Source organism: Burkholderia sp. MSMB1589WGS, from assembly GCF_001636105.1.
Lineage (GTDB): Bacteria > Pseudomonadota > Gammaproteobacteria > Burkholderiales > Burkholderiaceae > Burkholderia > Burkholderia humptydooensis.
On the sequence record NZ_LNJT01000008.1, the window covers coordinates 2,023,207 to 2,036,342 of the forward strand.

The window sequence follows — 13,136 nt, forward strand, 5'->3', positions numbered from 1 at the left end:
TGTGCACCGTATAGTGAATCGCATCTCGAAATGTCGAGCCAAGACGAAAAGGGGACGGGACGATGAAGACCGATGATGTGATCGTCAGCTTTCGCGGCGTGCGCAAGACTTATGACGGCGAAACGCTCGTCGTCAAATCGCTCGATCTGGACATCCGGCGCGGCGAATTCCTGACGCTGCTCGGGCCGTCCGGCTCGGGCAAGACCACCTGCCTGATGATGCTCGCCGGCTTCGAATTCCCGACGGGAGGCGAGATCCGCCTCGACGGCGAGCTGCTGAACAACGTGCCGCCGCACAAGCGCAACATCGGCATGGTGTTCCAGAACTACGCGCTCTTTCCTCATCTGAGCGTCGAGCAGAACGTCGACTATCCGCTGAACGTGCGGCGCCTGCCCGCCGCGGAACGCAACGCGCGCGTCGCCGCCGCGCTGACGATGGTGCAGATGGAGCGTTTCGCGAAGCGCTATCCGGCGCAGTTGTCGGGCGGGCAGCAGCAGCGGATCGCGCTTGCGCGCGCGCTCGTGTTCGAGCCGAAGCTCGTGCTGATGGACGAGCCGCTCGGCGCACTCGACAAGCAGTTGCGCGAGCACATGCAGTACGAACTGAAGGCGCTGCACGAAAAGCTCGGCCTGACCTTCGTCTACGTGACGCACGATCAGGGCGAGGCGCTGACGATGTCCGATCGCGTCGCGGTGTTCGACAAGGGCATCGTGCAGCAGCTCGACACCGTCGACCGGCTCTACGAATCGCCATGCAACGAGTTCGTCGCGAATTTCATCGGCGACAGCAACCGGCTGCGCGGCACCGTCGCGAGCGTGAACGGCGAGTTTTGCGAGTTCCGGCTCGACGACGGCACGCGTCTCGTCGGCCTGAATACGGGCAACGCGCAAGTGGGCGCGTCGGGCATCGCATGCATTCGTCCGGAGCGGATGAACGTCGCACCGGGCGGCGGCCGCGCGGCGAACGGCGCGGCAGGCGGCGCGGCGAACGCGCTATTCGGCGAAGCGCGCAGCCTCATCTACTTCGGCGATCACGTCCGGATGCGCTGCGCGTTGCCGGGGCAGGACGAATGCTTCGTCAAGGTGCCGCTCGGCACCGGCGCGCTCGATGCGTTCGCGCCCGGCGCGCCGGTCTCGCTCGAGTTCCAGCCCGAGCATCTGCGGGTCTTCGCATGAACGCGAAGCCGCGCGTTGCGCGTCGCTCTTCGTATAACCACCACGCTCCATCATCCGTCACGAGAGGAAACATCATGCACCACACGTTCAACACGCCGCGCCGCGCGGTTGCGCTGCTGTCGCTCGCCGCGTTCTGCGCGACGGCCGGCGCGGCCGAGCTGACCGTCGTCAACTTCGGCGGCGCGAATGGCGACGCGCAGAAGGCCGCGTTCAACCAGCCGTTCGAGAAGACGACCGGCAACAAGGTGACGGCCGTCGAATACAACGGCGAGCAGGCGAAGGTGAAGGCGATGGTCGAGGCGAAGCACGTGAACTGGGACGTCGTCGAAGTCGAGTCGGGCGACCTGAACCGCGGCTGCGACGAAGGCCTGTACGAGAAGCTCGACTGGGCGAAGATCGCGAAGAAGTCCGATCTGATTGCCGAATCGCCGCAAACCTGCGGCGTCGGCTTCTTCGTGTGGTCGACGGCGCTCGCATACGACGCGGACAAGCTCAAGAGCGCGCCCGCCGGCTGGGCCGATTTCTGGGACGTGAAGAAATTCCCGGGCAAGCGCGGGATGCGCAAGGGCGCGCGCTACAACCTCGAGTTCGCGCTGATGGCGGACGGCGTCGCGCCGAAGGACGTCTACAAGGTGCTCGCGACGAAGGCGGGCCAGGACCGCGCGTTCAAGAAGCTCGACGAGCTGAAGCCGAACATCCAGTGGTGGGAAGCGGGCGCGCAGCCGCCGCAGTTCCTCGTCGCGGGCGACGTCGTGATGTCGACCGCGTACAACGGCCGCATCAGCGCCGCGCAGAAGGAAGGCAAGAACCTGAAGGTGGTGTGGAACGGCAGCATTTACGATCTGGACTACTGGGCGATTCCGAAGGGCACGCCGAACAAGGCGCTCGCCGAGAAGTACATCGCGTACACGCTGTCGTCGAAGCCGCAGCAGGACTACGCGCAGCACATCGCGTACGGCCCCGCGAACGTCGCCGCGATCAAGGCGCTCGACGCGAAGACGCTCGCGAACCTGCCGAACTCGCCGGCGAACGGCAAGAACGCGGTGCTGCAGAACATCACGTTCTGGACCGATCACGGCGACGAGCTCGAGCAGCGCTTTGCCGCTTGGGCGTCGAAGTGACGGCCGCATGAGCCGATGAAGCAAACGGCCGCGCGCGTCATGACGGCGCGCGCGGCGTTCCTCCGAACGGCGTTTCGGCTGGAGACAACCGTTGAATACGATGACGATCGCTACGCAGTCGGCGCCGCCGACTCCATCGCTCAAGCGTGAACTGAAGGCGGCCGAGGCCAGGAAGCGTGCGATGGCGCTGCTGCTCGTCGCGCCGCTCGCGATATTCCTGCTGCTCGTGTTCGTGGTGCCGATCGGCGCGCTGCTCACGCGCGCCGTGCAGAATCCCGAGATCGCGGCTGCGCTGCCGCGCACCGTCGCCGCGCTGTCGAACTGGGACCGCAAGGCGCCGCCCGCCGATGCCGCTTACGCGGCGCTCGCCGCCGACCTCACGCAGGTCGCCGACGGCGAGGCGATGGGCGCGCTCGCACGGCGCCTGAACACCGAGATTCCCGGCTATCGGTCGCTCGTCGCGAAGACCGCGCGCGCGATGCCGCTGACGGGCGACGCGAACGCGCCGCTCGCGCCCGCGCAGACGCGCGCGAAGCTGCTCGAGCTCGATGCGCGCTGGGGCGACCCCGCGTACTGGCAGGCGATCGCGAAGAACAGCGGCCGCTATTCGCCGTTCTATCTGCTCGCGGCGCTCGATCACAAGCAGGACGGTTTCGGCAGCATCGTGCCCGCCGATCCCGATCAATCGATCTATCTCGCGGTGTTCGGCCGCACGCTGCTGATCGGCTTCGCGGTCACGCTGTTCGCGCTCGCGCTCGGCTACCCGCTCGCGTACTGGATCTCGACGCTGCCCGAGCGCCGCGCGAATCTCGCGATGATCCTCGTGCTGATTCCGTTCTGGACGTCGGTGCTCGTGCGCGTCGCCGCGTGGATCGTGCTGCTGCAAAGCGAAGGGCTCGTCAATCGCGCGCTGATCGACGTCGGCCTGATTTCGCAGCCGCTCGCGCTGCTGTTCAATCGCGTCGGCGTGTACATCTCGATGACGCACATCCTGCTGCCGTTCATGATCCTGCCGCTCTACAGCGTGATGAAGTCGATTCCGCCGAGCTATCAGCGCGCGGCGGTGTCGCTCGGCAGCCATCCGTTCGCGGCGTTCTGGCGCGTGTACGTGCCGCAGACCTATCCGGGCGTCGGCGCGGGCGCGCTGCTCGTGTTCATCCTCGCGATCGGCTACTACATCACGCCCGCATTGCTCGGCGGTCCGAACGATCAGATGGTCAGCTACTACGTCGCGTACTTCACGAACGTGACGATCAACTGGGGAATGGCGTGCGCGCTCGGCGGCCTGCTGCTCGCCGCGACGCTCGTGCTGTACGCGATCTACGGACGCTTCACGCGCTCGCAGCCGAGCCTCGGCTGAGCAAAGACGGGACCAACAGGGGGAAACGAACATGAAACTGCTGGCGAAGCCGCTTTTCGCGCCGCACATGTCGGGGATCGAGCGCGCATGGTATTTCGCGCTGCGCGGCCTCGTCGCGCTGACGCTGCTGTACCTGATCCTGCCCGTGCTCGCGATCGTGCCGCTGTCGTTCTCGTCGAGCACGTTCCTCGTCTATCCGATTCCGGGCTTTTCGATGCGCTGGTACGAGAACCTGCTCGCGTCCGACGAGTGGCGGATGGCCGCGAAGAACAGCTTCATCGTCGCGCCGGCCGCGACGCTCGTCGCGACCGTGCTCGGCACGCTTGCCGCGATCGGCCTCACGAAGACCGATTTTCGCGGCAAGGGGCTGCTGATGGCAGTGCTGCTGTCGCCGATGATCGTGCCCGTCGTGGTGGTGGGCGTCGGCATGTATCTGTTCTTCGCGCCGCTCGGCCTCGCGAACACGTACGCGGGGCTCATCTGCGCGCACGCGGCGCTCGGCGTGCCGTTCGTCGTGACGACGGTCGCCGCGACGCTGCAGGGCTTCAACCAGAATCTCGTGCGCGCGAGCCTGTCGCTCGGCGCGAATCCGGTGACGACGTTCTTTCGCGTGACGCTGCCCGTGATCGCGCCGGGCGTGATGTCGGGCGCGCTGTTCGCGTTCGCGACATCGTTCGACGAAGTGGTCGTCACGCTGTTCCTCGCGGGCGCCGATCAGACGACGCTGCCGCGCCAGATGTTCACCGGCATTCGCGAGAACATCAGCCCGACGATCGCCGCGCTCGCGACGATCCTCATCGTGTTCTCGACGTGTCTGCTGCTCGCGCTAGAATGGCTGCGCGGACGCAACGCGAAGCGCGCGGTGAGCTGACGCATTGGCGGCGCGCGGCGCGTCCTCCTGCCGCGCCGGCCGCTTGCCGCTATCGCGCTACGAGCGCCCGCTCAATTGAAGCCGCCCGACTGGATCAGTTGATTCAGGTTCGAGATGTTGATGCTGCCCCAGCCGGTCGGGTAGTCCCAGCCGGTCGACGCCTTGTAGCCGTATCCCGAATAACCGTTGTTGCCGGACGTGACGTCGTAGCGCACGAGCGACGCATGCGTCGGAATCGAATGGTAGAAGCGCGCGGCCGGGAAGCCGAGGCCGGTGCCGTTCGCCGACAGGATCCGTGCCCAGAAACCGGTGAAGATCGGCGCGGACAGGCTCGTGCCGCCGATCTGCTGCAACTGGCCGTAGTTGTAGATATACGCGCCCGTGCTCTGCGCGGCGTCGAACGACACGTCTGGCAGCTTGCGGTTGCTGCCCGACTGCCACGACGGATTCGGCAGGATCGTGCTGACGCCGCCGCCCGTCGCCCACAGCTTGCCGTTGCCGTCGAGCCCTTCGTTCCACACGGTTTCGTTCGAGAATGCGCCCGACGATGACGTGTAGAGCGTCGTGCCGCCGATCGCGAGCACGTGCGGCGAAGACGCGGGCCACGATACCGAGTAGTTCGAACCATCGGGATAGCCGCGGTTGTTGCACTCGTAGACGCCTTCGTCGCCCGACGACACCGCGAACGTCTGGCCTTGCGCGACCGCCTGCGTGAAGATCTGCTCTTCGGCGGAAAGCGTGCCGTCCGCGTTCGCGTCGGTTTCGCACCAGCCGAGCGATACGTTGATCACTTTCGCCGTGTTGTCCGACACGGCCTGGTTGAACGCCTGCGTGAGGCCGGTGTTGCCCGACGCGTTGAGGTCGGCCATGTAGAAGATCAGTTGTCCGACCTGACCGCCCGCGGCGCCGACGATCGACTGGCTGTCGAGATCCCATTCGCCCTGGCCTTCCTGATCGTCGCTGTAGTTGCCGCCGGAACCGTTGGTCTGCACGGTCTGCGTCGACACGTCCGGATAGCTGTTCGCGCTCGTGAACTGCTGCAGATCCGACAACGCTTGCGACACGCCGCCGATCGTCATGATGCCGACCGTCGCGTTCGCCGCGTTCGGCACGCCGGTCGCGTTGTAGAGTGCCGGGAATTCGGACGGATAGTGGCCCGTCGCCGTGCCGGATGCGAGCGCCTGCGGCTTCGCGATCGCGCCGATCTTCGACAGCGGCCGCGCGCGCGCGACGTTCTGCAAACCGAGCACGGAGCCGACGATGTCGCCGAGCGCGCGCGGCACTTGCGCCGTCGAAGCGTTCGCAAAGCCCGAGCGGCCCGCGTACTCGAAGTGGACGAGCGGCGTGTTGAACGCCTGCTTGACCGTGCCTGCGGTGCCGCGCGCGGAGACGAGCATGCGGTTCGGCGCGACGCGGACGTCGACGAAGCCGTTCTTGCGCAGATAGTCGACGACCTGCTTCACCTGCGCGTTGGTCGGCGCGTAGTTCGACAGGAACTGCGCGCTCGTGATGTACTGCCGGTACTGCGAGCTATGCGGATCGTTGACGTTGCGCGCGACGGCTTTCAACTGCTCGGCGTTGCGCAGCTTCAGGCTGATCACGACGTGCGCGGCTTCGCCGGAGGCGAGCTCGAGCGACGCGGTGTTCGCGCTGCGGGCGAGCGTGTCGAGTTGCGCGTGATTCAGGAAAGCTTGGGTATGCGTATCGACCCAGTCCGTCGCGCCGTGCGCGACGCCGGCGGCGAGCGCGAGCGGCCACACGCAGGCAAGTCGCCTGCACAGCGGGGAGAGGGAGAGTGCAAAATCGGCGGTCCTGTTCATCGAGTGTGTCCTTTTGAGAGAGTGCGACGTTGTCAAGCTCTGACCCTTGTGGGGACGAGAGCGCGCTAAGCGTATGCGAGCACCGTTCTCTCGGGTAACTGCCAGTTTCGTTAGCTGTCACTGTTGACAGAGAAAAAGTGACACACCCGTTCACTATTTGAGTGGCGAACGAAAAATGAAAGTAAAAAGGCGGGCCGATGAAATGATTTGGGATGCTGAATGAAAGGGTGTGACGCGCACGTGCGACATTCGCCGTTTTTGACAGGTTCTTCTAGAGTTCGCGTCGCGGCGGCGAACCGGCACCGCCGAGATGTCGAGATGTCGCCCGCGGCGTGCCGTGGCCGTTTTACGGACGAAGCAGATCGAGGCTGGCGAGCGCGACGACGCCGCTCATCGCCATCATCGGCACCGAATGCCGCCCCAGGTAGAGCATTGCGGCGGCCGCCCAGGTTGCGATGAAAAACGCGCCGATTCGCTTCATGATGGATTCGCGGCAACGGCCGCGCAAAATGTGACGCGGATCGGGCCTCCGCGCGTGGCTGGTCGGTCGGGCGGGGATGAACGAATACGACCCGCGCCGACGCCGATATTATAGGGTTTTCCCTTGGGCCGACGCATGACGCGATGACGCAGCCGAAGAGCCGCGTCGCGCGTGATCGGGCGGCGCGGACGGTGCGAATGCGCGTGCGAGAAGCGACGCGGGACGATATCGACGAGCTCGGCCATCCGATCGCGGCGCCAATGGGCGTCTTCAAGGGACGCATTTACGGCGATGGCTGGGAACTGACGCTGAGCGGCTACATCGACTACGGCTCGCCCAATGCGGTGAGGTTCCAGGGCCGCGGCAAGGTGGGCGGCGAGGAGTGGATCTACGATTGCGTCGGCTACCTGAGTCCGGCCTGGCCGAACGGCACCAAGCAGCGGCCCGCGCTCGCCGGATCGATCGTGCGCACCGCGCCGCATTCGAACGGAGCGGGCGGCGTCGCGCCGGCGGGCGTGGTCTGCTCGTGGTATGCGGTGCTCGACAAGCCGGCGCACTGAGGGCCGGTACAGGACCGATACGACCAACTAATCGCAACCAATACGACCGAGTCCCGGTGCTCCGGACGAAGCGCCCGGGCCGGCCGGGCCGCTTGCTGCCGCCACGATGCAGCCGCGGCGACGCGCGTTCCGCACGCGTCGACATCGATACAATGATCCCGGCGGGCAGCGTGCCGACATGCGCATGCCGCCCGCGCGGCATGCCGCCGCTCGCGCATGGGACCTCATGACCTGGCTCGCCGATATCGTACTCGTCGTGCACGCGCTGATCGTGCTGTTCATCGTCGGTGGGCTCGCCGCGATCTGGACGGGCGCGGCGCTCGGCTGGCGCTGGGTGCGCGACCGGACGTTCCGGCTCGCGCATTTGCTCGCGATCGGCGTCGTCGCCGCGTTGGCGGTGCTCGGCATCGATTGCCCGCTGACGGTGCTCGAAGACCGGCTGCGCACCGGCGCACCGGGTGCGCAGGGCTTCGTGCAGCGCTGGGTCGGCCGGCTGCTGTACTACGACTTGCCTGCGTGGGCGTTCACCGTCGCGTACGTGCTGTTCGCGCTGATCGTGTGGCTGACGTGGAGGCGGATTCCCGCTCGCGGGAACCGATAGCTCGCCCGACGGCTAAGCCGAATCGAATCGTCGCATGCGCTGTCCATCGATGATCGCGGGCCATGCCGGCCGGCATGCCGCCGCGGCTGATCCTGCTTGACGGGAATCAAGCGCACAGCGCAAAGATGACCTCATACTGACCCCGTACTGACGACCCACAAAGGCATCGCGATGCGCCGGGCTCGCTGCGAAGCGCGCGTCGGCGCCGACGCGCGCGGCACGCGCGCCGCGTCCGTCCCACGCATGCCGCCGATCAAAATAAAGCTCGCCTTCCGGGGACCACTATGAAGTCATGGGGTAACACGCTCGCACGATGTGCGATCGCGGGGCTTTTCGTGGCAGCCGCCTTCGCCCAGATTTCGTCTGCGAGGCCGGCATCCGCTGCGTCCGCGCACGCCGTCGTGCCGCGGATCATCGACGATCTGCCGGCCGACTATTCCGCCGATCTCGACGCCGCGACGCGCGCGCAGGCGGAGCGCGGACGTTACATCGCGCGACTGGGCGACTGCGTTGCGTGCCACACCGGCGACAAGTCGAAGCCGCTGGCGGGCGGCCTGGCGTTGCAGACGCCATTCGGCGAGTTGCACTCGACCAACATCACGCCCGACCCGCGGACCGGCATCGGGCGCTATACGTTCGAGCAATTCGATCGCGCGATGCGCACGGGCGTCGCGGCCGACGGCCATCATCTCTACCCGGCGATGCCTTATCCGTCGTATGCGAAGGTGTCGCCGGAGGATATGCGGGCGTTGTATGCGTACCTGATGAAGGGCGTGGCGCCGGTGCCGCAGGCCAACCGCGCGCTCGCGTTGCGCTTTCCGTTCAACCAGCGCTGGGGCCTCGCGCTGTGGAAATGGGCCTTCCTCGACGACACGCCGTTCCAGCCCGACGCGACCCGGAGCGCCGAATGGAACCGGGGCGCCTATATCGTCCAGGGGCTCGGCCACTGCGGCGCCTGCCATACGCCGCGCGGGCTCGGCTTCCAGGAGAAGGCGATGTCGGGGGCGGGCTCCGCCGGCCAGTATTTCCTCGCCGGCGAGACTGTCGAAGGTTGGCGCGCGCTCAGCCTGCGCGCGCTGTGGACGCCGCGGGACACGGCCGAGATGCTCAAGACCGGACGCAACCGCTACGGCACGGCGTCGGGCAACATGGTGGACGTGGTCCAGCACAGTACGCAGTACATGAGCGACGGCGATCTGCTGGCCGTGGGCGCGTATCTCGAATCGCTGCCCGCCGCCGGGCACGACAAGCCGATGCAGGTGCCGCGAGGCGCGGCGCCGGCGATCACGCCCGCGGGATCGCCGGCCGCCGCTCCGTCGTCATGGGTGCCGGCCGATCTCTACACGTCGCGAGGCGGCTTGGGCTACCTGCAGTTCTGCAACGACTGCCACCGTTCGGACGGGGCCGGCGTGCGGGACGTCTTTCCGCCGTTGGCGGGCAACGCCGCGCTGCAGTCGGAGGACCCGTCCACGCTGGTCCACATCATGCTGACCGGCTGGCGTTCCGCGCAGACGGTGCGTCATGCGCGGGTGCTGACCATGCCTGCGTTCGCGCAACTGAGCGATCAGGAGATCGCGGAGATCCTGAACTTCGCGCGCAAGAGCTGGGGCCGGGCGGACGCCCGCGCGATCGGCGCCGGTACGGTCGGCGGCATGCGCAGGCAACTGCGCGCGGGCGCGGGAGACGGCACGCGGTTCAAGACGCCGCGCCTCGCCGACATGCTCGCCGAGCCCAACGCGAGCCAACTCACGCTGGGGGCGCGCCTGAACATCGACACGCGCCAGATGCTGCCGAAGAACGTCGGCAATGCATTGAACTGCGCGAGCTGCCACCTCAACGCGGGCACGGTCGCCGGCGGCTCGCCGTACGTCGGCGTATCCGCGTTCTTTCCCGGCTATGCGCCGCGCGCCGGCCGGGTGATCACGCTCGCGGACCGCATCAACGGCTGCTTCCTGCGGTCGATGAACGGCAAGCCGCTGCCGCCAGACTCGGAGCAGATGAAGGCGATGGTCGCCTACTTCGACTGGATGCGACGCGAAACCAAGCCGGGAGACAAGGTCGAGGGCCGTGGCGTCGGCAGGATCAGCCAGCGGATCGTGCCCGACGTCGGCAACGGCAAGCAGATCTATGCGGCGCAGTGCGCGCTGTGCCACGGCTCGAACGGCGAGGGCGTCAGGAATGACGCAGGCCGGTGGGTGTACCCGCCGCTCTGGGGCGACGAATCGTTCAACATCGGCGCGGGCATGGCGCGCACGTATACGGCCGCCGGATTCGTCAAGCGCAACATGCCGATCGCATTCCACGATCGTTTTCCGCTTGGACAAGGCGGGCTGACCGATCAGGAATCCGTGGACGTCGCCGAATATTTCACGCACCAGCCGCGGCCGGACTTCGCGGGCAAGGTCAAGGATTGGCCGAGGGACAAGAAGCCGGCCGACGCGCGCTATTGATCGCGCAAACGCCGCGGAACGGCTGGTTTTCGCGGCGCCTCGCGAGTGCCTCGCGATCCGGCTTGCGCATCGAGGAACGCGATGCCGGCACGGTGCGCTTCGCTGGCCGCGCGCTCGCGCCGATCGTCGTTCGGCTCTCGACGAATCCGGTTCGCGCCGAAGCCAGGCTTCGGGGCAGGGCATGGCCTCGGACAGATCTCCCCGATCCCGGCCGCGACGAATCGAAAAAAGGTCATCGAAGATTACCGGGGCGCGCGGGGCAAACCGCCGGCGCTCGCCCAGTTTGAGTCGTTGGCGCGTCTGCGGCGAGCGACAGAAATCGGGCGCATAACGGTCAGACGTCAACGAACGCATATGCGCGAAAGTGATCGCTCCAGGCGCCGAAGCGTCGGCTGACTGGATGCGCGCTCTAATCAAAGGTTGAATTGCCCGGCAAGCGCGTCGACTACGACACGGACCCGCGCCGTGCGCGCGAGGTCAGCGTGCAATACCATCCACGCCTCATAGGGCGAGCTCCTTCGCCGGGCTGGCCAGATCCGAACAAGCTCCGGATATCGCTGCGCCATATACGTCGGCAATTCCCCCAGTGCGAGACCGGCCCGCACGAACGCACTGAGCATCAGGCTGGAATCCAGCTCCGCGACGACACGTCCCCGCGCTCTCGACTCGCCGACGAACGTGTCGTGCTGACGTTTCGTGACGCCCGGCTGGTAGACCGCAAGATCGTGGCCGGAAAATTCGCCGCCTGGTCTCGGCTCTCCTCGCCGCGCGACATAGCTGCGCGACGCGTAAAGCCCGACCTCCCAGCTTCCGAGCCGCCGCACGATCAAGCCCTGCAGTTCCGGCCGCTCCGTGCGGATGGCGATGTCCGCCTCGCGGCGCGACAGATCGAGCAGACGCGGAGTCGTGCTCAGAAGCACCCGGATACCGGGATGTCGTGTCTGGAGCCGCTCGATTGCCGGAATGACGAAATCGATGGCCAGCGTATCGGTCGTGGTGACGCGCACGTCCCCTTCTATGCGTTCGTCGGCGCCTTCGCTGCGGCGCTCGAACGATACCGCGAGGCGCTCCATTTCCCTCGCAGTTTCCAGCACCTGCTCGCCGCTGCGGGTCAGCACGAATCCTTCGGTGGTGCGCAGGAACAGGCGGCTGCCTAGCGCGCCTTCGAGGCCGCTCAGGCGCCGCCCGACCGTGGTCTGATCGATGCCCAGTTGCTGCGCGGCCCCAGTCAGCGTGACCGACCGATGCACGGCCAGAAAGATTCGAACGTCGTCCCAGTTCATGTTGGATATCGGTCTGCAAATTTGCAGGTATGGTATGCGATATCGTGCATTTTCACACGAAGCTCGAATCTCTAGCATGACGGCTCCCACTGCCATAACCGCATGCCCCGTGACGGCGTGCAACGGAGCCCAGTTCATGCCGCGCATGTCTTTCATTTTTACGATCGCGATGCTCAATGCGTTCGGCCTGATCGCATCGGACGTCTATCTGCCCGCGATGCCGCACATGGCCACCGTATTCGGGGTCGCCAACTGGCGGATGCCACAAACGGTCTCCGTGTATCTGCTGGTACTCGCGATCGCGCAACTCGTCTACGGCCCGCTTTCGGACCGCCACGGCCGCAAGCCCGTCCTGTTCGCCGGCATCGCGCTGTACTTCGTTGGCTCGCTAGGTTGCGCAGCGGCCACGCACTTCGGCGCATTCCTCGCGTGGCGCATGGTGGAGGCCGCCGGAGCCGCGGCGGGCCTCGTCATCGGTCGGGCGCTGATTGCCGATACGTGCAGCAAGCAGGCGTCCGCCAAGGTCTACGCCGTCGTTTATCCGCTGGTATCGCTGTCGCCGGCGCTGGCTCCGGCGGTCGGCGGCTATCTTGCATCGAGGTTCGGCTGGTACGCCGACTTTCTCTTCGTCGCCGGATTTGCGTTCGCCGCACTACTGATGGCGATGACGATGCTGCCGGAAACGCTCGCGCCGCATGACAGGAAGCATCGCGCGCCACTCGCGGGCTTCGCGCACGTTCTCCGCGACGGAGCCTTTCGACGTTACACCGTCATTGTCTGTGCGATCTATTGCGCCTGGTTCATCTACCTGACGCAATCGCCTTTCATATTCGCGAGCCTCGGTTTGCGCGAGGCGCAGAGCGGTTGGCTATATCTGCCCCTGACCGGAAGCATCGTAACGGCCAACCTGCTGGCCCGGCGATGGCTGGATCGCTGGACGTACGATCGGATCGTCACCACCGGCGTCGCGTGCTTCGTGCTGGGCGGACTGGCGTTCGCCGTCGTCGCGACGCGCGGCGTCACAAGCGTCGCGGCAGTGATCCTCCCGATGTGCGTGGTCAGTCTCGCAAACGGCTCGTCACTGTCGCTTGCCGTATCGGGCGCGGTCACGGGCGCGCACGGGCAGGCTGCGACCGCATCCGGACTCGTCGGGTTCTTCCAGATCAGCAGTTCCGCATTGGTGGCATCGTTGATCAGTGCAGCATGCGGCACGGGGTCAGCGGTGCTGGCATCTTCGATTTTGCTTTTGGCGCTGCTCGCGATGGCGGCGTGCATCTCACCGCGTCCGGAAGGCGAGTGTATCGAGTGAATTACTGGCTTTAGCGCCCGTTTCTGCCAGTCGAACGCCCGCAACATTCCGCCGCGCCATTTAGACGGACCAAGCGAAGCCGCGCCTCATTGAACCATCTAACGA

General features: G+C 66.3%; 11 protein-coding genes. 8 read left to right on the forward strand and 3 right to left on the reverse strand.

Annotated elements, in window-relative coordinates:
* Positions 1-62: 62 nt before the first annotated feature.
* The 4 genes from WT16_RS26225 (at position 63) to WT16_RS26240 (ending at position 4,527) form a co-directional block, all read left to right on the forward strand.
* Positions 63-1,175 (forward strand): ABC transporter ATP-binding protein, encoded by a 1,113-nt coding sequence (locus WT16_RS26225; protein ID WP_006028589.1) that lies wholly within the window; start codon positions 63-65, stop codon positions 1,173-1,175.
* A 74-nt stretch (positions 1,176-1,249) separates the two neighbouring features.
* Complete coding sequence (locus WT16_RS26230) at positions 1,250-2,296, forward strand: ABC transporter substrate-binding protein (RefSeq protein ID WP_006028590.1); 1,047 nt, start codon at positions 1,250-1,252, stop codon at positions 2,294-2,296.
* A 100-nt stretch (positions 2,297-2,396) separates the two neighbouring features.
* Complete coding sequence (locus WT16_RS26235) at positions 2,397-3,656, forward strand: ABC transporter permease (protein WP_006028591.1); 1,260 nt, start codon at positions 2,397-2,399, stop codon at positions 3,654-3,656.
* A 31-nt stretch (positions 3,657-3,687) separates the two neighbouring features.
* Positions 3,688-4,527: an ABC transporter permease gene (locus tag WT16_RS26240; RefSeq protein ID WP_006028592.1), complete on the forward strand. Its 840-nt coding sequence runs from the start codon at positions 3,688-3,690 to the stop codon at positions 4,525-4,527.
* Positions 4,528-4,598: 71 nt separating this feature from the next.
* Here WT16_RS26240 and WT16_RS26245 read toward each other — a convergent pair whose 3' ends face one another.
* Both WT16_RS26245 and WT16_RS35465 read right to left on the reverse strand, forming a co-directional pair.
* Entirely contained in the window at positions 4,599-6,347 is a 1,749-nt protein-coding gene (locus WT16_RS26245; protein WP_041861961.1) for a S53 family serine peptidase, read from the reverse strand.
* A 346-nt stretch (positions 6,348-6,693) separates the two neighbouring features.
* A complete protein-coding gene (locus tag WT16_RS35465) occupies positions 6,694-6,828 on the reverse strand; it encodes a hypothetical protein (protein WP_063534569.1) in 135 nt (44 codons plus the stop codon).
* A 197-nt stretch (positions 6,829-7,025) separates the two neighbouring features.
* On the opposite strand from WT16_RS35465, the gene WT16_RS26255 reads away from it, so the two are divergent.
* The 3 genes from WT16_RS26255 (at position 7,026) to WT16_RS26265 (ending at position 10,439) form a co-directional block, all read left to right on the forward strand.
* A complete protein-coding gene (locus WT16_RS26255; RefSeq protein ID WP_045554764.1) occupies positions 7,026-7,388 on the forward strand; it encodes a hypothetical protein in 363 nt (120 codons plus the stop codon).
* A 226-nt stretch (positions 7,389-7,614) separates the two neighbouring features.
* Positions 7,615-7,989, forward strand: coding sequence for a DUF2784 domain-containing protein (locus tag WT16_RS26260; protein ID WP_015603733.1), 375 nt, complete (start codon positions 7,615-7,617; stop codon positions 7,987-7,989).
* A gap of 284 nt (positions 7,990-8,273) precedes the next feature.
* Positions 8,274-10,439 (forward strand): c-type cytochrome, encoded by a 2,166-nt coding sequence (locus WT16_RS26265; protein WP_063534570.1) that lies wholly within the window; start codon positions 8,274-8,276, stop codon positions 10,437-10,439.
* A 413-nt stretch (positions 10,440-10,852) separates the two neighbouring features.
* Here WT16_RS26265 and WT16_RS26270 read toward each other — a convergent pair whose 3' ends face one another.
* The gene (locus tag WT16_RS26270) at positions 10,853-11,722 is read right to left on the reverse strand and encodes a LysR family transcriptional regulator (protein ID WP_015603965.1); all 870 of its coding nucleotides are present in this window, start codon (positions 11,720-11,722) and stop codon (positions 10,853-10,855) included.
* Between the two features lie 136 nt (positions 11,723-11,858).
* Here WT16_RS26270 and WT16_RS26275 point away from each other — a divergent pair, with 136 nt between their 5' ends.
* The gene (locus tag WT16_RS26275; RefSeq protein WP_015602776.1) at positions 11,859-13,031 is read left to right on the forward strand and encodes a multidrug effflux MFS transporter; all 1,173 of its coding nucleotides are present in this window, start codon (positions 11,859-11,861) and stop codon (positions 13,029-13,031) included.
* Positions 13,032-13,136: the final 105 nt, after the last annotated feature.